The organism is Azotobacter chroococcum (assembly GCF_004339665.1).
Taxonomy (GTDB): Bacteria; Pseudomonadota; Gammaproteobacteria; order Pseudomonadales; family Pseudomonadaceae; genus Azotobacter; species Azotobacter chroococcum.
The window spans coordinates 86178-106602 of record NZ_SMMU01000015.1; the positions used below are offsets into that span (position 1 = coordinate 86178).

The following is a 20425-nucleotide window of genomic DNA, read 5'->3' on the forward strand; positions in this document are numbered from 1 at the left end:
TATGCGGCAAGGAGGCGGGCGTGCTAACCATGCAGGGTCTGTTTCGCTGCAGCTGACATACGCAGTAATGCCGTGCTGGTACCAATCTTTGGCCTTTCCGCGTACTCCATGTCGCACTCTATCGATCACAACCGTTTCGTGCTGGCAAAGTAAGTGATGGCACTTTGCTTGACAATGCAATGGTTGACTCCAAGAAAAGCAGTTGGGTTGCCGATCCCCGGAAGGGACTCCTTCCAATGTGCCGATCTTCATAGGCCGAGCGCCCGTATGCTCTCGATCAGCTGGCGCAGGCCGGGCTGGGACTGGCGGCGGCTGGGATAGTACATGCAGAAGGGCGGACCCATCGACGACCACTCCGGCAGCACCTGCTCCAGCCGGCCGCTGCGCAGCTCTGCGGCGACGTACAGCTCCAGGCAGTAGGCCAGGCCCAGGCCGTCGAGCGCGGCCTGCAGCAGGATGTCGGTCTCGTTGGCGCCGAGCGGCCCGGAGACGTCCAGGTGAATGGCCTGCGGCCCGTTGCCCAGCTCCCACTTGTACGGCGAGTTGTCGCCCAGGCGGATGCGCATGCACGGGTGCTGCAGCAGGTCCCCGGGTGCCTGCGGGCGGCCGTGGCGGCGCAGGTAGTCGGGGGAGGCGACGACGATCCAGCGCAGTTCGCCGGTCAGCGGTATGGCGATCATGTCGCGGGGCACGGTGCCGCCGAAGCGGATGCCGGCGTCGAAGCCGTCGGCGACGATGTCGATCATGCGGTTCTCCACCGCCACTTCCAGCTGCAGATCCGGATAGCGGGCGAAGAAGCCCGGCAGCACCGGGCCGAGCAGCAGGCGCGAGGCGTCGCGGGGCACGTTGAGGCGCAGCCGGCCGACCGGCGCGTCACGATGCGTGTCCAGTTCGGCCAGCGCCTCGGCGATGGTCTGGAAACCCTGTTCCAGGCGTTCGGCCAGGGCGCTGCCGGCCAGGCTGGGAACCACCGAGCGGCTGGTACGGTTGAGCAGCTTGACGCCCAGGCGCAGTTCCAGGTTCTTCATCGAATGGCTCAGCGCCGAGGTGGTGAGCCCCAGTTCGAGCGCCGCCTGGCGAAAGCTGCGGCGCCGGACGATGGTCATGAACACGTTGAGGTCGGCGAGGTCCGCGCGAGTGAAGGCCGGCATCCGAAATCTCCCATGCTTGCCGTGAAATCAATGAATTATTGAACCTGATTCAACGGTGCATGAGATAGATTAACTCTCTTGTCGGCCTGCCAGGCCCGGACCGGGCTGCCACCGTTCGCTGACGTTCTCCAGGCCAGGGCTCTGCCCCGGGCTCCTTCCCAAGGAATCAGGATCGAGAGACTTCGATGATCACCCTCAACCTCAACGGCAAGGATCACGCCCTCGACGTGCCGCAAGACATGCCCCTGCTGTGGGTCATCCGCGACGTCGCCGGCTACAGCGGCACCAAGTTCGGCTGCGGCATGGGCCTGTGCGGCGCCTGCACCGTGCACGTCGACGACCAGGCGACCCGCGCCTGCATCACCCCGGTCGGCCTCGCGGCCGGCAAGAAGATCACCACCCTCGAGGCGCTGCACGCCGACCCGGTCGGGCAGGTGGTTCAGCAGGCCTGGCTGGAACTCGGCGTGGCCCAGTGCGGTTACTGCCAGGGCGGGCAGATCATGACCGCCACCGCGCTGCTCAGGGGCAACCCGAACCCCGACGAGGCGCAGATCGAGGCGGCGATGGCCGGCAACCTCTGTCGCTGCGGCACCTACAACCGGATTCGCGCGGCCATCCAGGTCGCCGCCAACAAGCTGCGGGAGGGCAAGGCATGAGCCGGTCGGACATGGACGATTTCGCCGTCGCCAACCTCAGCCGGCGCGGCTTTCTCAAGGGCATGGCGGCCAGCAGCGTGCTCGTGATCGCCGCCAGCTGGGGCTGGCGCGAGGCCTTCGCCGAGGAGCGCAAGTACGGCGCCGACGGCATGGACCACGGCTGGGTCGACGATCCCAAGGTGTTCCTCACCCTCGGCGTCGACGGGCTGGTGACCTTCGTCTGCAGCCGTTCGGAGATGGGCCAGGGGGTGCGCACCAGCCTGGCCATGGTGGTCGCCGACGAGCTGGAGGCCGACTGGGCGATGATGCGGGTGGCGCAGGCGCCGGGCGACGAGCAGCGCTACGGCAACCAGGACACCGACGGTTCGCGCAGCATGCGCCACTGGTTCGAGCCGCTGCGCCGTTGCGGCGCGGCGGCGCGGCAGATGCTCGAGCAGGCCGCCGCCGAGCGCTGGCAGGTGCCGGTCGGCGAATGCCGGGCCGAGCTGCACAAGGTCGTGCACGGGCCGAGCGGGCGCAGCCTCGGCTACGGCGAGCTGGCCGAAGCCGCCGCGGCCCTGCCGATGCCGGCACGCGACAGCCTGCGCCTGAAGGCGCCGGAGCAGTTCCGCTACATCGGCAAGGAGTCGACCCGTTCCGTCGATGGCGCCGACATCGTCAACGGCCGCGCCGTCTACGGCCTCGACCCGCGCTTCGAGAACATGCTCTACGCGGTGGTGGCCCGCCCGCCGGTCTACGGCGGCAGGCTGAAGAGCCTCGATGCCGCTGCGGCGCTCAAGGTGCCGGGCGTGGTCAGGGTGGTGGAGATCGCCGGCTCGCCGCTGCCCTCCGAGTTCCAGCCGCTGGGCGGCGTGGCGGTGGTGGCTTCCAACACCTGGGCGGCGATCAAGGGCCGCGAGGCGCTCAAGCTCGACTGGGACGACGGCGCCAACGCCGCCTACGACTCGGTCGCCTACCGCCAGGCCATGAGCCAGGCGGCAAGAGCGCCCGGCAAGGTGGTGCGCGAGGCCGGCGACGTGGAAGCGGTCTTCGCCAGGGGCGGGCGGCTGGTCGAGGCCGAGTACTACATTCCGCACCTGGCCCAGGCGCCGATGGAGCCGCCGGTGGCCACCGCCTGGTTCGCCGACGGCGCCTGCGAGGTCTGGGCGCCCAGCCAGGCGCCGCAGGTCACCCGCGAGCGGATCGCCGAGCGCCTGGGCATTCCCTTCGGCCAGGTGAAGGTCAACGTGACCCTGCTCGGCGGCGGCTTCGGCCGCAAGTCCAAGCCGGACTTCATCCTCGAGGCGGCGGTGCTGGCCAGGGAGTTCCCCGGCCGCCATGTGCGCGTGCAGTGGACCCGCGAGGACGACCTGCAGCATTCCTACTTCCACACCGTCTCGGTGGAGTACCTGCGCGGCGCCCTGGACGCCGACGGCAAGCCGAGCGCCTGGCTGCACCGCAGCGTGGCGCCGAGCATCGGCGCGCTGTTCGGGCCGGACCCCCGGCACGAGAACCCCATCGAGCTGGGCATGGGCTTCGTCAGCATGCCCTACGCGCTGCCCAACCTGCGCCTGGAGAACCCCGCGGCGGCAGCCCACACCCGGGTCGGCTGGTACCGCTCGGTGTCGAACATTCCCCACGCCTTCGCCGTGCAGAGCTTCATCGCCGAGCTGGCCGCCGCCGCCGGCCGGGACCACCGCGACTTCCTGCTGGAACTGCTCGGGCCGGCGCGCAGGATCGATCCGCACAGCCTGGGCGACACCTGGAACCACGGTGAATCGCCGGCCCTGTATCCCATCGACCCCGGCCGCCTGCGTGCGGTGGTCGAGGAGGCGACCCGTCAGGCCGGCTGGGGCAGGGAGCTGCCCAGGGGCCGCGGCCTGGGGCTGGCGGTGCACTACAGCTTCGTCACTTACGTCGCCGTGGTACTCGACGTGGAGGTCCGGGACGACGGCACTCTGGTCGTGCACCGGGCGGACATGGCGGTGGACTGCGGCCCGCAGATCAACCCCGAGCGCATCCGTTCGCAGATGGAGGGCGCCTGCGTGATGGGTCTTGGCAACACGGTGGTCAGCGAGATCAGCTTCAAGGAGGGCCGGGTGCAGCAGAGCAACCTGCACCAGTACGAGGTAGCGCGCATGCCGTTGGCGCCGAAGACCATCGCCGTGCATCCGGTCCGTCCGGCCGGCGAGGTGCCGCTCGGCGGGGTCGGCGAGCCGGGCGTGCCGCCGGTCGGTCCGGCGCTGGCCAACGCCATCTTCGCCGCCACCGGCAAGCGCATCCGCGAACTACCGATCCGCGACCAGCTGAAAGGCTGGCGGGAGGCCTGATGGACAGTGCCGACCTGAATGTTCTGCGCAGCGTGCTGGCCTGGCGGCAGGCCGGCCAGCGCGTGCTGCTCTACACGGTGGTGCAGACCTGGGGCAGCGCGCCCCGGCCGCCCGGCGCCATGCTCGCCCTGCGCGGCGACGGCATGCCGGTCGGCTCGGTATCCGGCGGCTGCATCGAGGACGACCTGATCGAGCGGCTGCACGACGGGCGCAGCGCGCCGGGCCGGCCGGTGTCCCTGGTGACCTACGGGGTGACCCGCGAGGAGGCGGCGCGCTTCGGCCTGCCGTGCGGCGGCACCCTGCGTTTGACCGAGGAGGAGGTGCTGGAGACCGCGTGGGTCGAGACGCTGCTGGCGCGCTGCGAAAACCATGAGCTGGTCGCCCGCGAGCTGGATTTGGCCACCGGCTCGGTCAGTCTGCACGAGGCTTCCCGCGGCGATGCCCTGAGCTTCGACGGGCAGCGCCTGCGCGCGGTCTACGGGCCGCGCTGGCGCCTGTTGCTGATCGGCGCGGGGCAGCTGTCGCGCTATGTCAGCGAGATGGCACGGATGCTCGATTTCGAGGTGCTGATCTGCGACCCGCGCGAGGAGTTCGCCTTCGGCTGGGAGGACGGCAGCGCCCGCTTCGTGCCCGGCATGCCGGACGATGCCGTGCTGGCCATCGAGCCGGACGAACGCACCGCCATCGTCGCGCTGACCCATGATCCGCGCCTCGACGACATGGCGCTGCTCACCGCGCTGCAATCCCGCGCCTTCTACGTCGGCGCCCTCGGCTCGCGGGTCAACAGCGCCAAGCGCCGCGAGCGCCTGGCCTTCCTCGGCCTGGCGGCAGGCGACATCGCGCGCCTGCACGGCCCCATCGGCCTGCCGATCGGCAGCCGGGTGCCGGCGGAGATCGCCCTGTCGCTGCTCGCCGAGATCGTCGCGCTGAAGAATGGCGTCGCCGACGCCAGCCGGCCGGCCCGTCAGGCCAGCGAGCAGCCGGCATGAGCGGCGGCATCTGCGCCGTGCTGCTGGCGGCGGGGCAGGGCAGCCGCTACCGCGCGCTTGCCGGGGCGGGCGAGGACAAGCTGCTGGCGCGCTGCCGCGGTCGCGACGGCAGCGAACGGGCGGTGCTGGAGCATGCGCTGCTGGCGCTGCGGGCTAATCTCGAGCGGGTGCTGCTGGTGACCCGGCCCGGCAACGGCGGGGCGATCGCCCTCGGCGAGACGCATGGCTGCGAAGTCCTGATCCTGGATTCGGCGGGAATGGGCGAGAGCATCGCCGCGGCGGTGAGCCATGCGGAGGATTGCGCGGGCTGGCTGATCGCCCTGGGCGACATGCCGTTCATTCTGCCTTCGACCGTCGGGCGTGTGCTGCGGGCGCTGGAGGAGCACCCGCTGGTGGTGCCCACCTGGCAGGGGCGCTACGGTCATCCGGTCGGCTTCGGCAGGGGTTGCCGGGCGGAGCTGGCGGCCCTGGACGGCGACCGCGGAGCGAAGCGCTTGCTGCGCGAGGGGCGGGTGCACGAGCTGGCGGTCGAGGATCGCGGCGTGCTCCGGGATGTCGATACGCCGGCGGCGCTCGGCTTCACCGATGCGCTGCCGGATTGAGCCGGCTGTTCAATGCCGCGGTTGCTGTTCGTCCTGCGGCACCCAGTTCAGGCGGCGCACGGGGCAGTCAGGCGTGCCGGAATGGCCGGCGCAGCTCGAAACCATTGTCTGCTGACCCTGCTGTTTGGTGTTGCTCCAGACCCAGGGCGCCACGATGTCCTGCTTGGGCTGGCTCCAGAGCCCGCGGCGTTCCCGCTTGGCTGCGGTCTCGTCGGGCAGCAGGTGGACCGGCGGCGCGGCATGGTCGTGGGCGACCCAGGCTGCTCCACGGCGGACCATCTCGCGATTGATGTCTTTGCCCTCGATGAGCACCTGCGCCACGCTGCGCCCGGCCATGTCGCGGGCCTGCACCTTCAGGGTGGCGCGCTTGCCGAGCGCCAGGGCGGAGAGCGTCTGGCGGGCCTTGTCGCTGTAGGGCTGGCTGGGGTTGGGGGCGTCGATATTGGCCAGGCGGACGTGGATCTGCCAGTCGTCGGAGGTGAGCAGGCTGAGGGTATCGCCATCCAGGACCTCGACCACCTGGCCGGTGATCTCCTCGGCCATAGCCGTGTTGCTGCCCAGCAGCAGCAGCACGGAGAGCAGGCTGCCCTTGAGGGCCGCCTGATGTGCAAACGGGGTGCGATGAATCATGTATTTGCCTCCTTGCGGGGGGCACCGATCCCCCGTGACGTGAATGCTCTTGTTTCCAGACTGCCTGGCTGAAATCATTGAACCCTGTCACATGCCGGGCAAAATGCTAGCCAATGGCTTTAATGATGGCAATCATTATCTTTGCAAGGGACAACCTGTAAATACTAAAAGCAAGCAATCCTTAGAAAACTGCGATTGCCGTTCGGATGACACCATGATTCTTGTGCTTTTGCCGGAACGTTTCGGCACCTGGGTTCGCTGGTACGGCGAGGGGGAGGGATGAACGTGCATGGCCGGTTGTTCTACCTGATGGGGCCTTCGGGCGCCGGCAAGGATTCCCTGCTGCTGCGTGCGCGCGAACGCCTCAGTGCAGGTTCCTGTCTGATCGCCTCGCGCTACATCACCCGTCCGCCCGAACTGCAGGGGGAAAACCATCTGTGGCTGAGCGAGGCCGAGTTCCAGCAGCGACTGGCGCTCGGCACCTTCGCCCTGCACTGGAGCGCCAATGGCTACCGCTATGGCATCGGCCTGGAGATCGACTGCTGGCTGGAGCGCGGGCTGGACGTGCTGGTCAACGGCTCGCGCGCCCATCTGGATCAGGCCCGGCTGCGCTATGGCACGCGTCTGCTGCCACTGCTGCTGCAGGTCGATCCGGCGCTGTTGCAGCAGCGGCTGAGCGCCCGCGGCCGGGAGACGCCGCAGGAGATCGCCGCGCGGGTCGAACGCGCCCGGCAGCTGTCGGCCGAGCGCCCGGCGGATGCCGTCGTCATCGACAACAGCGGGGCGCTGGAGCAGGCCCTCGAAGGGCTCCTGGAGGCCGTGCAGCGGCAATCGCTACCCGGCTAGCACGCGCTCCCTCCGGCGTTTCATGACAGGCCTACTAATATGAAACCGTGGCCTGTCATCCCCGGAGGGTTTCCCCATGAGCCAGTTCCAACGCCTGTTGCTGGTCGTCACCCCGGACATGTGTCGAACACCGGCCTTCGAGCGTGCTGCTGCCCTGGCCAGGGTCAGCGGCGCGCCACTGCACATGGCGCTGTTCACTCATGTGGAAACCCTGGCGGCGGTTGGCCGCTTCAACCCGGAGGGGATGAAGCAGGCCGTGGACAGCTACCTGGCCGGCCATCGCGAGTGGCTGGAGGAGGAGGCCTCGATCCTGCGTGAGCAGGGCTTGCAGGTGACCACCGAGGTGGTCTGGAGCAAGCGCCCGGAGGAGGAAATCATCACCCATGTGCGGGAAATGCCAGTGGACCTGGTGATCAAGGACGTGCGCCCGGAGTCGGCGGTGATGCGCGCCTTCGTCACCCCGCTGGACTGGCAGCTGCTGCGCCGCTGCCCCGTGCCGCTGCATCTGGTGACCGATGCGCACAACCCGCTGCCGCTCAAGGTGGCGGCGGCGGTCGACCCCTTCGTGCATACCGACGGGGCCAGCGAGTTCAACGACCGGATCGTCCGCGCGGCCGGCGATCTCGCCCTGCAGTGCAGCGCCGAGTTGCATCTGCTGCATGCCTGCAACGCCCAGGGCGGCCAGCCGTTCGGCAGCGCCACGCTCAACCTGCCCTGGCTGGGCACGCTCGGGGCGAAGATGAAGAGCACGGCCCAGGAGGCCTTCCGGCTGCTCGCCGATCGCCACGGCGTACCGGAAAGGCAGCGGCATTTTCTGCTGGGGCCGCCGGTCCCGACCCTGACCGATTACGCCAGCCGCCACGAGATCGACGTGGTGGTGCTGGGCAGCAGTCTGCGCAAGTCCTTCGAATACGAGATTCTCGGCAGTACCAGCGAGGCGCTGCTCTACCGATTGCCGTGCAGCGTGCTGGTGGTCCACCCGGAAGGGGTCTGCGAGCCCGACTACCACAGGAGATGAGGCATGGCGAAGACCCGTATCCTGTTTCGCAACGCCGCGCGCGAGAAGGTCCTGCAGGGGGCGACCCAGCTGGCCGACGCGGTGCGCGTGACCCTGGGGCCGAAATCCAAGTCGGTGCTGATCCAGCGCCAGTGGGGCGCGCCGACGGTCTGCAACGATGGTGTGACTATCGCCAAGCAGGTGGATCTGGAGGATGCCGAGGAGAACCTCGGTGCGGCCATGCTGCGCCAGGCCGCCGAGCGTACCGGCGAGGCGGTCGGTGATGGCACCAGCACCTCCACGGTGCTGGCCCAGGCGATCTTCGCCGACGGCGTGCGCAACGTGGTCGCCGGCGCCAGCGGCATCGATCTCAAGCGCGGCCTCGACCGTGGCCTCCAGGTAGCCGTCGCTTCCCTGAAAGCGCAGTCGCGGCCGGTGCTGGCGCGCCGGGAAAAGGCCCAGGTCGCCAGCATCTCCGCGCACAATGACGAGCAGATCGGCGAGCTGGTGGCCGAGGCCATGGAGAAGGTCGGCGGCGAGGGCGTGATCACCGTCGAGGAGTCGAAGACTACCGAAACCATCCTCGAGGTGGTCGAGGGCATGCAGTTCGAGCGCGGCTACGTGTCGCCGTACTTCGTCACCGATCCCGAGAAGATGCAGGTGGTGCTGGAGGATGCCTTCGTCCTGCTCTGCGAACAGAAGGTCAGCCTGCTGCAGGACCTCATCCCCCTGCTGGAGGAGGTCGCCAAGGCCGGCCGGCCAATGCTGTTCATCGCCGAGGACATCGAGGGCGAGGCCCTGGCCACGTTGATCCTCAACCACATCCGCGGCGTGCTGCATGCGGTGGCGGTCAAGGCGCCGGGGTTCGGCGACCGGCGCAAGGAAATGCTGGAAGACATCGCCGTGCTGACCGGCGGCGAGGTGATCAGCCGCGATCTGGGACGCAGCCTGGCGGACACCACCCTGGCCCAGCTCGGCCGTATCCAGCGCGTGGTGGTCGACAAGGAAAGCACCACCCTGATCGGCGGCGCCGGCGATTCGGCGGCGCTCGAGGCGCGGATGAAGCAGATCCGCGCACAGCTCGACAAGACCGGCAGCGACTACGACCGCGAGAAGTTGCAGGAGCGGCTGGCCAAGCTCGCCGGCGGCGTGGCGGTGATCCGCGCCGGGGCGCCGACCGAGGCGGAGATGAAGGCCCGCAAGGATGCCCTGGATGATGCCATTGCCGCGACCAAGGCGGCCATCGCCGAAGGCATGGTGCCCGGCGGCGGTCTGGCGCTGCTGCGCGTGGTGCCGGCGCTGCTCGCCGAGGAGGCGCAGGTCGAGGGCGACGAGCGCACCGGCCTGCAGATCCTGCGTCGCGCCCTGGAGATGCCGGTGCGGACCATCGCCGAGAACTCCGCGGTGGACGACGGCGTGGTGGTCGCCCGGCTGCTCGCCGAACAGGGCAGCATCGGTTTCGACGCTGCGCAGAACCGCTATGTCGACATGTTCGAGGCCGGCATCATCGATCCGACCAAGGTGGTGCGGGTGGCGCTGGAGAATGCGGTGTCGGTGGCCAGCATCCTGCTGCTGACCGAGGCGACCATGACCGAGCTGCCCGAGCCCAAGTCCCTGGAGCCGCGTCTGCCGGAGTGAGGGGCGGGGCTGTGGGGCTGCTTGCGCTTGTGGGTGAGTCGTTCAGGGCATCGCCAGCAGGCGCCATCCCGGCGATCGAGCGATCGGTGTGTCGGTGCACGTATCGGGGAGGGGGCAAATGCCTTGGGCTTTGGCTGGGGCGCGGTCCGGTGATGGCGGCCGGTTGTGGCCTCGATCACCCGCGCCCCCAGGGGGTTCCTCATGCGCTCCAGATTGCTGTCAGCTCCGCGCGATCAATGGGTGGTGGACTGGGTCGCCGGCTTGTTGATGCCGATGACGCGTTCTGGTTGCTGTGCCTCGGGGCGCTTCGGCAGGGTGATGCTCAGCACGCCCTTGTCGAAGCGGGCTTCGATCTTGTCGGCGTCGATGCTGTCCGGCAGGGCGAAGCTGCGCTGGAAGGCGCCATAGCTGCGCTCGCAGAGGTAGCGGCCCTTGCTGCTCTCTTCGCGTTCGCTCTTCTTCTCGCCCTTGAGCATCAGGTTGCCGTTGCACACCTTGAGCTCGATGTTCTGCTCGTCCATGCCGGGCAGTTCGGCGGTGATGAGGATGGCCTTGTCCTGCTCGACGATGTCCACCGCCGGCATGCTGGCCATGCCTCCGGCGCCCCGACTCAAAGGCTCCATCTCGAAGCCGCTGCGTCCCGTCGGCCAGAACGGCGACATGCGGTCGAAGTCCTCCAGCAGGTGGTCGATCTGCCGGCGCAGGTTGCTCAGAGGACGCCAGGGATCGGTAGAGGCGGCCGTTGGCTGCTGGGACTGCTGGGGCTGCTGCTCCTTGCCTGCGGGGACGTTCTGATTTGCTTGAGCCATGGTTATTTCCTCCATGTGGTTGATGGAAAAGGAAAGTTCAACCGCACCTCAGTCAAGCACATGCCTGGCCGAATACCATGTCCCGGCCGGGGCAGGCGACGAAATACCGGGCAGTGCTCGATGGGGAAAGGATAGTATTCCCTCGCCATGGCCGCCGCTTGCGCCAGCGGCTGGGCGCTTCCGCCTGTCGTGTGCATCTTATGCAGAGGATTGAATCATCATGGTCAGCCTGGTTCCGCGGCCCATGCAGTTGCTCGAGTTCCATGACGAAGGAGAGGGATGCCGGCAGTTCAGCTTCGCCCTCCAGTCGCCGCGACCCGGCGATCAGGCCGTGATGCCCGGCCAGTTCTTCATGCTGACGGTCCCCGGCGTGGGCGAGGCGCCCTTCAGCTACGTCCGCCCGCCGGACTGGCAGGGGCGCTTCTCCGCGCTGATTCGCAAGGAGGGCGCGATGAGTCCGGCCCTGTTCGGGCTGGAGCCGGGCGCGCGGCTGGGCTATCGCGGAGCCTTCGGCATCGGCTGGCCGGACCTCTCGGGCGTCCGGCGGGTACTGGTGGTCGCCGGCGGCAGCGGCTTGGCGGCGCTGGCCGGGCTGATCGAGGCGCTGATCCGCGGCGGCCGGCAGGATGCCCTGACCCTGGTCTACGGCGCGCGCAGCCCCGGCCACCAGGTGCTGGCCCGGGAGCGCGCGCAGTGGCGGGGCGCTCTGGAACTCATCGAGATCCTCGAGCGGCGGGAGGACGGGCGCGTCGGGGGCAGCCCGCTGGAGCCGCTGCAGGCCCAGCTCGCCGCTCAGCTCCCGGAGGCCGTGCTCTGCTGCGGCCCGGAGCCGATGATGCAGAGCGCCGCCGAACTCTGCCTGGTGCACGGCATGCCGCCGACGGCCATCTGGCTGTCCATCGAGCGGCGTCTGGAGTGCGGCATGGGCCGTTGCGGGCGTTGCCATGTCGGGCGCAGCTCAGCCTGTCAGGAAGGGCCGGTCTATCGCTACGACCGCTATCTCGACCGGCTCGCCGAGGAGCAGGATGCGCGCCGGCCCTGCTGAGCTAGCGCCATTCCTTCAGTTAGTAGTTAGTTGCGTTCCCAGCGGACCCTCACCAGGGTCTGGTCGTCGCTGTAGTGGTAGTCGGCATGGCCCTTGTAGGCCGCTTCCAGCGCATGCCCCAGGCGGTTCGCCAGATGCATGCCGGTGGTCGTCACCACCAGCCCTTCGGGATCGTCGCCGATGGTCATCAGCCGTTCGAGGGGATGCTCGCGCTTTTCCAGCGCCTCGGTGTTGCGCAGCAGGTTGCAGATCTCGTCCGAGTGCTCCTTGACGAAGCGGCCGGCCAGGGTCAGGTTGCCGGCCGGGGCCTTGTCGGCGATGCGCCGGCAGGCCGGGCAGACGCAGCGCTCGGCATGCTCGGCGTCGTCCAGCCCCTGCCAAGACCAGCGTCCGGCCTGGTAGGAGACCCCGCATTCCGGACAGAGCGCATTGCCGTGGGCATGCCAGTGGCGGAGATAGGGGTCGTGGAGTTCGGGCTTGAACAGTTGATCGCTCTGACTCTGACGCTGCTTGTCCATGACGAGCACCTCGCTGCATGGTGTGTCCGGCTATCCGTCGCGATTTCCGACTGTCCATCCCTGGCGCGGTTTTATTGGGCCAGACTCAAAGCATAGAAGTGCAGCGGAGCCGTGCAAATGAGCCTGAACATTCCTTTTCCCGACCGGGTCCAGGCCGGCCGGAACCTGGCCGAACACCTGAGCTCGCAAGGACCCTGGACAAATGCCCTGGTGTTGGCCCTGCCGCGCGGCGGAGTGCCGGTGGCCTACGAGGTGGCCAGCCGCCTGGGACTGGAGCTGGACATCCTGGTGGTGCGCAAGCTCGGCCTGCCAGGGCATCAGGAGCTGGCGATGGGCGCCATCGCCAGCGGCGGGGTGCAGGTGATGAACGAGGACATCGTCCATTACGCCCATGTACCGCCGGCCACCATCGAGCACGTCGCCGATCGCGAGCTCCAGGAGCTGCAGCGGCGCGAGCATGCCTATCGCGGGGAGCGGGCGCAGCCGTCGCTGCGCGAGCGCCCGGTGATCCTGATCGACGACGGTCTGGCGACCGGCGCCACCATGCGCGCGGCCATCGAGGCGGTGAGGCGGTTGGGGGCGACGAGCGTGATCGTCGCCGTGCCGGTTGGTGCGCCGGAAACGGTCGGTCAGCTACGCCGGCTGGCAGATCGGGTAATCTGCCTGTACACGCCGCAGGAGCTCAGCGCGATCGGCTACTGGTACCGCGATTTCAGCCAGGTTTCCGACCGCGAAGTGCAGGAGCTGCTGCAGCGGGCATGGTCAGAAAAAAAGAAAAATGGAGAAAGACAAGCATGAAGAGTCCTGTTGTACCGCAACCGATGCGTTTCCCCCTGGGCAAGGTCAGGCTGCATGGCGACCTGATCGCTCCGGAGGACGCGCAGGGGCTTGTGGTGTTCGTGCATGGCAGCGGCAGCAGCCGGCACAGTCCGCGTAATCGTAGCGTCGCGCGCTTTTTCAACGGTCTGGGGATGGCCACCCTGCTGTTCGACCTGCTCACCGAGGAGGAACAGCCCATCGACGAGGTGACTCGCCAGTTCCGTTTCGACATCCCGCTGCTCGGCGAGCGGCTGAGCGGGGTGGTCGACCAGCTGCGCGCCAATGCCGACTTGCGTGCCCTGAAGATTGGCCTGTTCGGCGCCAGCACCGGTGCCGCCGCCGCGCTGATCGCCGCCGCGGCGCGTCCGACCGACATCGCTGCAGTGGTTTCCCGCGGCGGGCGCGTCGATCTGGCGGCCGATGTGCTGGACAAGGTGCGCGCGCCCTCGCTGTTCATCGTCGGCGAGCTGGACAGCGAAGTCCTCGCGCTGAACCGACAGGCCGCCGAGCGGCTGCAGTGTCCGCACGATCTGGCGGTGGTGGCGGGCGCCACCCACCTGTTCGAGGAGCCGGGCACCCTGGAGGAGGTGGAGCGACTGGCCGGCCAGTGGTTCCTTCAGCATCTGGCCGGCTGAGCCGGGCAGGGCGTCTTTATCGCCGGCACAGCTCGATGCAGAACTCCGCCTCGTAGGGCGGCACCTGACAGTCGATGATATCCCCCGGCGCGATCTGCAGACGAACCCCGCAGACATCGGCATGTACCGGCTGGCTGCTCACGCAGCGGTCGACCAGCACCGCGGTACGTATCTCGCCAGCCCCCAGCCGGCTCAGGTAGGCGCAGCTGCGTAGCAGCGAATGGCCGCCATAGAGCACGTCGTCGACCAGCAGCAGCGTGGCGCCGGCCAGCTCCAGGCCGGCGAGGACCGGGTTTTCCTCCAGCAGGGTGGCGGGGTGCAGCAGGCTCAGGTCGTCTGCATAACGCTTGACCCGCAGGGGGATGACCGGCAGTTCGGCCAGTCCGAGCAGCGGTTGCAGCCGTTCGGCAAGCATCCGGGCGAGCGGCTCGCCGCGTCGCAACAGCCCCACCACATACAGCGGACGTCCCGGCTGGAAGAGCCGGGCGGCCTGCTGTGTCATGCGTTGCAGCACCGGTTCCAGTTCGACGGCGGTATAGAGGCACAGCCGTTGCTCGGCGCTGCTCATGACTGTCCTCCCATGATGCTGCCATCTCTCTGAAACCATAGCCGATCGCCTTTGGCCAGCCAGGCCGGAGCATTGACCCCTCATTCGATAACGGGAAAGCCCGGCACTGGCCCCCGATGGGAACGAACCTTTTATGTATTTACTGAAATCGGAAATGTAGGGCAGAGAGATATTCCACCCAACCAACCTCTCAAGCAATCCATCAAAGCTGTAATCAAAGACAAGGGCGAGGTATGCGCTAGAACGCATCGGGGAGCTTCGCCAGGGGGGCGGCATCGCTGTCCAGAAGCGGCCTGGCAGCCAGTCCGCCGAAGGACAGGGTGGGATCGATGTAGCGCATGGCCGATTTCATGTCCTTCCAGCCGACGTAGCCCATCAGGCTCTTGAGGTCCCAGCCGTTGGCGGCGGCCCAGGTGGCGAAGCCGCGGCGCAGCGAGTGGCTGCTGTACGACGCGGCCGGTACTCCGGCGCGCTCCAGGATCTGCCGTAGCAGGGCGATCAGGCTGTTGGGGTTGAGGCCGTCCGCGCCGAGGTTGCCCCAGCGGTCGAGGCGGCGGAACACCGGTCCCTGCGCCAGGCCGGCCAGCTCGATCCAGTCCAGATAGGCCTGCACCGGACACAGCCGCTTCAGCGCCGGGGCACGGCAGGTGGTGCCGAGGAAGTCGCGGTCGCCCTTGCTGCGCGGCAGGTGGATCTCCATGCCCACGCCGGCCACCGCCTGGATGCGCTCGACTTCCAGGCGGCACAGCTCGTCGCTGCGAAAGCCCCGCCAGAAACCGATCAGCAGCAGCGCGGCGTCGCGCCGGCAGCGCAGCAGGGTGGCGGCGTCGCCACGGTCGCTGGCGCTGGCGGCCTCGCCGTCGAGCCAGCCGACGGCCTGTTCCAGATGCTGCAGCGGCAAGGGCGCGGCCTGCTTTTCCCGCGCCGGATGCAGGGCGCGGATGCCCTTGAGCACCTGGCGCACCACCGGCGCCTTGGTCGGATCGGGAAAGCCCTGGGTGACGTGCCACTGGGCCAAGGCAGCCAAGCGCAGCTTCAGCGTGTTGAGCGACAGCTTGTCGGCGTAGGCGACCAGATAGCGCGCCACACTGTCGCCGGTCGCTGGCAGAAAGCCACCCCAGCTCACCTCGAAGTGCTCGATGGCCGCCTGGTAGCTGCGCCGGGTGTTCTCCCGCGTGCCGGCCTGCAGGTAGCGCTCGATATCGCTCATTGCCCGTCTCCAGTACGAAAAGCGCCATTCTCGCAGCTGCCTGCGGGTCTGTCAGCGGATAATACTTCATTATCAAGTATCAGAAATAGCGACTTTTATCGTTGTGAAAGCTGAAAATTAATATGTAATTACGTAATATGTAAAACAGTACGAAATAATCCGAAGAGCAGACTTCCATGGCACGTGGCGGCATCAACAAGGCATTGGTCATGCGGGCGCGGCAGGCGCTGCTGGCCCGCGGCGAACATCCCGGCATCGACGCGGTACGCGTCGAGCTGGGCAATACCGGCTCGAAGACCACCATCCATCGCTACCTGAAGGAGCTGGAGGAAAGCGAAGCCGGGCAGGCGAGGAGTGCCGTCGGCCTGAGCGACGAACTGGCCGCACTGATCGCGCCGCTGGCCGCGCGCCTGCAGGGCGAGGCCGAGGAAACCGTTGCGCGGATGCGCCAGCAGTGCGACGCCGAGCGGGCGGACTTCGAGGCGCGCCTGGTCCAGGCGCAGGAGCAGATCGGCCAGTTACAGGGGCAGGTCGACAGCCTTTCAGGCCAGCTGCAAGCCGAGACGGAGCGTCACCAGCACAGCCGCGAGCAGTTGCAGCAGGCCGAGGTCGAGCAGGCGCGCCTGCGCCAGGCCAATCAGGATCAGGCTGCGCACCTGAAGGATCGCGACGAGCAGGTGCGCTCGCTGGAAGAGAAGCACCGGCACAGCCGCGAGGCGCTGGAGCACTACCGCCAGGCCAGCAAGGAGCAGCGCGAACAGGAGCAGCGCCGCCACGAAGCCCAGCTGCAACAGGTGCAGATGGAGCTGCGCCAGCTGCAGCAGACCTTGATCCTCAAACAGGACGAGGTGACCCAGCTGAACCGCGCCAACGAGCGCCTGGCCAGCGAGAATGCCTATAGAGCGAAGGAGCTGGGCGAACAGCGCGACCGGCTGGAACGGCAGGCCGGCGAGCTGGCCGCGCTACACGGCCAGCTCACCCAGTCTCATGCCGCCAGAGAGGTTCTGCAGGATCGCCTGGGTCTGCTGCAGGCGGAAACGGGCGAGCTGAAAGCGGCTCTCGATACGCAGCGCCAGGAGGCGCAGGCGCTGCACATCGGCCTGGCGGCGGCCAACACGGAGCTGCAGTTGCTGCGGCAGACAATCGTGAGCGAGCAGGAGAGGGCGCGGCTCACGTCAGAAGAAACCGCCCCGGAGCGGCAGGAGGAGTCCTGACGGCCCGGCGGGGAGCAAGGCTCAGCAGGCGCCTTCTGCTACTTCGCTGAAGCCATGGAAACTGGCGAACTCCTCGACCGGCTGCCGCTCGGTCAGCAGGCGGTTTTCCGGGGCCTGGGTGTCCTCGTATCCCAGGGCGATGCCGCAAACCAGGAGGTCGTCTTCGCACAACGGCAGATGCCGGCGCACGGCGGCATGGAAAGGGGCGAAGGCAGCCTGGGCGCAGCTGTGCAGCCCCTGGCCGCGGGCGGCGACGAGGATGTTCTGGATGAACATGCCGAGGTCCATGTAGCTGCCGGTATTCAGGCGGCGGTCGAGGGTCACCAGCAGGCCGACTGGCGCATCGAAGAATGAGTAGTTGCGCAGCATCTGCTGCTCGCGCCGCTGCAGGTCCCTGCGGTCGATGCCAAGGACTTCGTAGAGGGCGAAGCCGTTCTGCCGGCGGCGTCCCAGGTAGGGCTCGACCCATTGGCTGGGGTAGTAGTCGTATTCGGGTTCGGGGCGATGCTGTTCGGCAGCGTCGCTCGCCACGTGCAGCTCGGCCTGCCGCTCGACACCCCGGAACAACAGGAGCAATCGGCATGACAGCCTATATCTACGACGGCCTGCGCTCGCCCTTCGGCCGCTACGCCGGCGCCATCGCCGGGGTGGAGCCGCGGCTGATGGGCCTAGGCCCGGTGCCGGCGATCCGCAAGGTGCTGCAGCGCACCGGACTGGGCCTGGCCGATATGGACGTGATCGAGATCAACGAGGCCTTCGCCGCCCAGGTGCTGGGCTGCACCCGGCTGGCCGACGACGACCCGCGCCTCAATCCCAACGGCGGCGCCATCGCCATCGGCCATCCGCTGGGCGCCTCCGGGGCGCGTCTGGTGCTGACCGCGCTGCGCCAGCTCGAACGCACCGGCGGGCGCCATGTGCTGGTCAGCCTGTGCATCGGCCTGGGGCAGGGAATCGCCTGCGTCGTCGAACGGCTGGACTGATGCCGGTTTCGCCCGGACACTGAATTCACTAGCGATAGAACAACAAGACAGGAATACCGACATGGCCAACCACACAAGCTTCAACTGGGCAGATCCGCTGTTGCTCGACCAGCAACTGAGCGACGAGGAACGCATGGTGCAGGACAGCGCCCGCAAGTTCGCCGCCGAGCGGCTGGCCCCGCGGGTGCTGGAAGCCTTCCGCCGGGAGCACACCGATCCGGCGATCTTCCGCGAGATGGGCGAGACCGGCCTGCTCGGCGCGACCATTCCGGCCGAATACGGCGGCAGCGGCCTGAACTACGTGTGTTACGGGCTGATCGCCCGCGAGGTCGAGCGCATCGACTCCGGCTACCGCTCGATGCTCAGCGTGCAGTCCTCGCTGGTGATGCTGCCGATCTTCGAGTTCGGCACCGAGGCGCAGAAGCAGAAGTACCTGTCCAGGCTGGCCAGCGGCGAGTGGATTGGCTGCTTCGGCCTGACCGAGCCCGATCACGGCTCCGACCCGGGCTCGATGGCCTGTCGGGCGAAAAAGGTCGACGGCGGCTACCGGCTGACCGGCAGCAAGATGTGGATCACCAACAGCCCGATTGCCGACGTGTTCGTGGTCTGGGCCAAGGACGAGGCCGGCGACATCCGCGGTTTCGTGCTGGAGAAGGGCTGGGCCGGGCTGTCCGCCCCGGCGATCCACGGCAAGGTCGGGCTGCGCGCCTCGATCACCGGCGAGGTCGTCATGGACGAGGTGTTCGTTCCCGAGGAGAACGCCTTCCCCGAGGTGCGCGGCCTCAAGGGGCCCTTCACCTGCCTGAACTCGGCGCGCTACGGCATCGCCTGGGGCGCGCTGGGCGCCGCCGAGGCCTGCTGGCACACCGCGCGGCAGTATGTGCTCGACCGCAAGCAGTTCGGCCGCCCGCTGGCTGCCAACCAGCTGATCCAGAAGAAACTGGCCGACATGCAGACCGAGATCGCCCTGGGCCTGCAGGGCTGCCTGCGCCTGGGACGGATGAAGGACGAGGGCACCGCGGCGGTGGAGATCACCTCGCTCATGAAGCGCAACAGCTGCGGCAAGGCGCTGGACATCGCCCGCCTGGCCCGCGACATGCTGGGCGGCAATGGCATCAGCGATGAGTTCGGCATCGCCCGGCACCTGGTCAACCTGGAGGTGGTCAACACCTACGAAGGCACCCACGACATCCATGCGCTGATCCTCGGCAGGGCGCAGACCGGCATCCAGGCGTTCTTCTGAGCGGGTAGGGGCAAGAGCCCGGCTTCGAGCCGGGCTTTCGCACGTATCGGGGGCAGGAAGTATTCCGATTATGCCTATAATCGGAATATGTATCCTGACATCCAGCCACCCGACAGACCCCTTGCCCGATGACCGAACTCATTCCCCAGCCGCTGTTCGACACCTATGCACGCTTCCTGGCGCTGTCCCCAGGCAGCCTGGTGTTCGAAAACCGCTTCGTCGTGCGTTTTCTGAACAGGCTCGAACCGGAGCTTCCGGCCAAGAACGATTACCTGCACACCCGGGATTTCCTGCGCGACTACGCCGGCTGGGAAACCACCTACAAGGCCTACCGCATCCAGGTGGAGCGGCTGCTGCTGTGGAGCTGGCTGAAGAAGGGGAGTTCGGTGCTGAGGCTGACCCGCGAGGACGCCGAGGCCTTCCTCGGCTTCTGTCGCGAACCGGACATAGAGTGGGTCGGCCAGGCAGTGCGGCGGCGCTTCATCGCCGGCGAGGAGCCCGGCGAGCTGGTGCCCAATCCGCAGTGGCGCCCCTACGAGAGCCTCGGCAGCAAGGCGGCGCGCAAGCTCGCCGACGAGACCGGCATGCCACGCCAGGCGCCGGAGCACTACAAGGTCACCGCGAGTTCGCTGAAGCAGGCCTTCACCATCTGCTGTTCCTTCTACGACTTCCTGATCGGGCAGAACACGCTGCTCGACAATCCGTTCCGCGCCATCGAGGAGCCGGGCCGCTTCTTCGAGAAGCGCGCGCCCTCGATCGAGGGCAAGGTGCTCAACCCGCTGCAGTGGGCGTTCGTCATCGAGACCGCGGAGTGGATGGCCCACCAGGACGCGGAGCGCCACGAACGCACGCTGTTCGTGGTAGTCGTGCTGTTCTCCCTGTACCTGCGCATCTCCGAGCTGGCCGGGCGTCCCGACTGGCATCCGACCATGCAGGCCTTCCAGCAGGACGGCGACGGTGCCTGGTGGTACGTGACCGTCGGCAAGGGCGGCAAGGAGCGGCGGATCTCGGTCGGCAGCGAGCTGCTCGGCTACCTCAAGCGCTACCGCATGTCGCGCAACCTGACGCCGCTGCCGCAGCCCAGCGAGAACGTACCGCTGCTGCTGAAGCTGGACGGCCGCGGCGGGCTGACCGACCGGCAGATCCGCAACATCGTGCAGAAGTGCTTCGACAGCGCGGTCAAACGAATGCAGGCCGAGGGCCGCGGCGAGCGGGAAATCTCCAGCCTGCGCGCCGCCAGCACCTACTGGCTGCGCCATACCAGCGCCAGCTACGACGCGCCGCACCGGCCGCTCAGGAGCCTGCAGGTCGACCTGGGCCACGCCAAGGCCAGTACCACCCATGACATCTATTACACCGGCGTCGCGCCGGAACGGACGCCCACCGGGCGCCCGCGCCGGGTGAAGCGCCGGTAGGGCGGGTGAAACCCGCCGAACATGGCGCGGGACCGCACCGAAGTCGGCGGGTTGCACCCGTATATGGACTCTCCCCGGTTTGCCAGTGAAACGCTGTGTCGACGACCGTGGTACGACTGCTTCCGTATATCCGGCTTTCGAGGGGGCTCTG

General features: G+C 67.9%; 21 protein-coding genes and 1 pseudogene. 15 read left to right on the plus strand and 7 right to left on the minus strand.

What is annotated here, in order from left to right; all coding sequences use genetic code 11:
* Nucleotides 1–248: 248 nt before the first annotated feature.
* Nucleotides 249–1151 carry a LysR family transcriptional regulator gene (locus EV691_RS14020; protein WP_131297507.1) on the minus strand — a complete coding sequence of 301 codons (903 nt, stop codon included), beginning with the start codon at nt 1149–1151 and terminating at the stop codon, nt 249–251.
* 185 nt (nt 1152–1336) lie between these two features.
* Here EV691_RS14020 and EV691_RS14025 point away from each other — a divergent pair, with 185 nt between their 5' ends.
* Genes EV691_RS14025 through EV691_RS14040 form a run of 4 tightly spaced genes read left to right on the plus strand, consistent with a single transcriptional unit; the run spans nt 1337 to nt 5707 of the window.
* Nucleotides 1337–1807 (plus strand): (2Fe-2S)-binding protein, encoded by a 471-nt coding sequence (locus EV691_RS14025; protein WP_131297508.1) that lies wholly within the window; start codon nt 1337–1339, stop codon nt 1805–1807.
* Complete coding sequence (locus EV691_RS14030; RefSeq protein WP_131297509.1) at nt 1804–4116, plus strand: xanthine dehydrogenase family protein molybdopterin-binding subunit; 2313 nt, start codon at nt 1804–1806, stop codon at nt 4114–4116. Before EV691_RS14025 ends, EV691_RS14030 begins: the two co-directional genes overlap by 4 nt.
* Nucleotides 4116–5105, plus strand: coding sequence for an XdhC family protein (locus tag EV691_RS14035; protein WP_131297510.1), 990 nt, complete (start codon nt 4116–4118; stop codon nt 5103–5105). The genes EV691_RS14030 and EV691_RS14035 overlap by 1 nt, the downstream gene beginning before the upstream one ends.
* Nucleotides 5102–5707, plus strand: coding sequence for a nucleotidyltransferase family protein (locus EV691_RS14040; RefSeq protein ID WP_131297511.1), 606 nt, complete (start codon nt 5102–5104; stop codon nt 5705–5707). The genes EV691_RS14035 and EV691_RS14040 overlap by 4 nt, the downstream gene beginning before the upstream one ends.
* A gap of 9 nt (nt 5708–5716) precedes the next feature.
* Here EV691_RS14040 and EV691_RS14045 read toward each other — a convergent pair whose 3' ends face one another.
* On the minus strand, nt 5717–6337 hold the full coding sequence (locus EV691_RS14045) for a thermonuclease family protein (protein ID WP_242672484.1): 621 nt from the start codon (nt 6335–6337) through the stop codon (nt 5717–5719).
* Between the two features lie 43 nt (nt 6338–6380).
* Between EV691_RS14045 and EV691_RS14050 the strand changes: the two genes are divergently transcribed.
* From EV691_RS14050 to groL, 4 genes are all read left to right on the plus strand, one after another.
* Nucleotides 6381–6620, plus strand: coding sequence for a hypothetical protein (locus tag EV691_RS14050; protein WP_131297512.1), 240 nt, complete (start codon nt 6381–6383; stop codon nt 6618–6620).
* Entirely contained in the window at nt 6617–7183 is a 567-nt protein-coding gene (phnN, locus tag EV691_RS14055) for a ribose 1,5-bisphosphokinase (protein ID WP_131297513.1), read from the plus strand. The genes EV691_RS14050 and phnN overlap by 4 nt, the downstream gene beginning before the upstream one ends.
* A gap of 76 nt (nt 7184–7259) precedes the next feature.
* Nucleotides 7260–8201: a universal stress protein gene (locus tag EV691_RS14060; protein WP_131255888.1), complete on the plus strand. Its 942-nt coding sequence runs from the start codon at nt 7260–7262 to the stop codon at nt 8199–8201.
* A 3-nt stretch (nt 8202–8204) separates the two neighbouring features.
* Entirely contained in the window at nt 8205–9818 is a 1614-nt protein-coding gene (gene groL, locus EV691_RS14065) for a chaperonin GroEL (protein WP_131297514.1), read from the plus strand.
* 233 nt (nt 9819–10051) lie between these two features.
* On the opposite strand, the gene EV691_RS14070 is transcribed toward groL, so the two are convergent.
* A complete protein-coding gene (locus EV691_RS14070; protein ID WP_131297515.1) occupies nt 10052–10627 on the minus strand; it encodes an Hsp20/alpha crystallin family protein in 576 nt (191 codons plus the stop codon).
* Between the two features lie 220 nt (nt 10628–10847).
* Between EV691_RS14070 and EV691_RS14075 the strand changes: the two genes are divergently transcribed.
* Nucleotides 10848–11672: an FAD/NAD(P)-binding protein gene (locus EV691_RS14075; RefSeq protein ID WP_131297516.1), complete on the plus strand. Its 825-nt coding sequence runs from the start codon at nt 10848–10850 to the stop codon at nt 11670–11672.
* A 26-nt stretch (nt 11673–11698) separates the two neighbouring features.
* Here EV691_RS14075 and EV691_RS14080 read toward each other — a convergent pair whose 3' ends face one another.
* The gene (locus EV691_RS14080) at nt 11699–12190 is read right to left on the minus strand and encodes a BCAM0308 family protein (protein WP_131255893.1); all 492 of its coding nucleotides are present in this window, start codon (nt 12188–12190) and stop codon (nt 11699–11701) included.
* A 117-nt stretch (nt 12191–12307) separates the two neighbouring features.
* Between EV691_RS14080 and EV691_RS14085 the strand changes: the two genes are divergently transcribed.
* Entirely contained in the window at nt 12308–12988 is a 681-nt protein-coding gene (locus tag EV691_RS14085) for a phosphoribosyltransferase (protein ID WP_131297517.1), read from the plus strand.
* A 23-nt stretch (nt 12989–13011) separates the two neighbouring features.
* Entirely contained in the window at nt 13012–13644 is a 633-nt protein-coding gene (locus tag EV691_RS14090; protein ID WP_131297527.1) for a dienelactone hydrolase family protein, read from the plus strand.
* A 16-nt stretch (nt 13645–13660) separates the two neighbouring features.
* Here EV691_RS14090 and EV691_RS14095 read toward each other — a convergent pair whose 3' ends face one another.
* Nucleotides 13661–14212 carry a phosphoribosyltransferase gene (locus EV691_RS14095; RefSeq protein WP_131297518.1) on the minus strand — a complete coding sequence of 184 codons (552 nt, stop codon included), beginning with the start codon at nt 14210–14212 and terminating at the stop codon, nt 13661–13663.
* Nucleotides 14213–14450: 238 nt separating this feature from the next.
* Complete coding sequence (locus EV691_RS14100) at nt 14451–15422, minus strand: site-specific integrase (RefSeq protein ID WP_131297519.1); 972 nt, start codon at nt 15420–15422, stop codon at nt 14451–14453.
* Between the two features lie 176 nt (nt 15423–15598).
* On the opposite strand from EV691_RS14100, the gene EV691_RS14105 reads away from it, so the two are divergent.
* Complete coding sequence (locus EV691_RS14105) at nt 15599–16636, plus strand: DNA-binding protein (RefSeq protein WP_131297520.1); 1038 nt, start codon at nt 15599–15601, stop codon at nt 16634–16636.
* A 21-nt stretch (nt 16637–16657) separates the two neighbouring features.
* Here EV691_RS14105 and EV691_RS14110 read toward each other — a convergent pair whose 3' ends face one another.
* Nucleotides 16658–17212, minus strand: coding sequence for a nitroreductase (locus tag EV691_RS14110; protein ID WP_242672485.1), 555 nt, complete (start codon nt 17210–17212; stop codon nt 16658–16660).
* Nucleotides 17213–17256: 44 nt separating this feature from the next.
* Here EV691_RS14110 and EV691_RS14115 point away from each other — a divergent pair.
* The 3 genes and pseudogenes from EV691_RS14115 to EV691_RS14125 form a co-directional block, all read left to right on the plus strand.
* Nucleotides 17257–17616 (plus strand): annotated as a pseudogene (locus tag EV691_RS14115) (3-oxoadipyl-CoA thiolase); the annotation flags it as partial.
* Between the two features lie 61 nt (nt 17617–17677).
* Nucleotides 17678–18859 (plus strand): acyl-CoA dehydrogenase, encoded by a 1182-nt coding sequence (locus EV691_RS14120; RefSeq protein ID WP_131297522.1) that lies wholly within the window; start codon nt 17678–17680, stop codon nt 18857–18859.
* Nucleotides 18860–18987: 128 nt separating this feature from the next.
* A complete protein-coding gene (locus EV691_RS14125; protein WP_131297523.1) occupies nt 18988–20274 on the plus strand; it encodes a tyrosine-type recombinase/integrase in 1287 nt (428 codons plus the stop codon).
* The last annotated feature ends 151 nt before the right edge of the window (nt 20275–20425 follow it).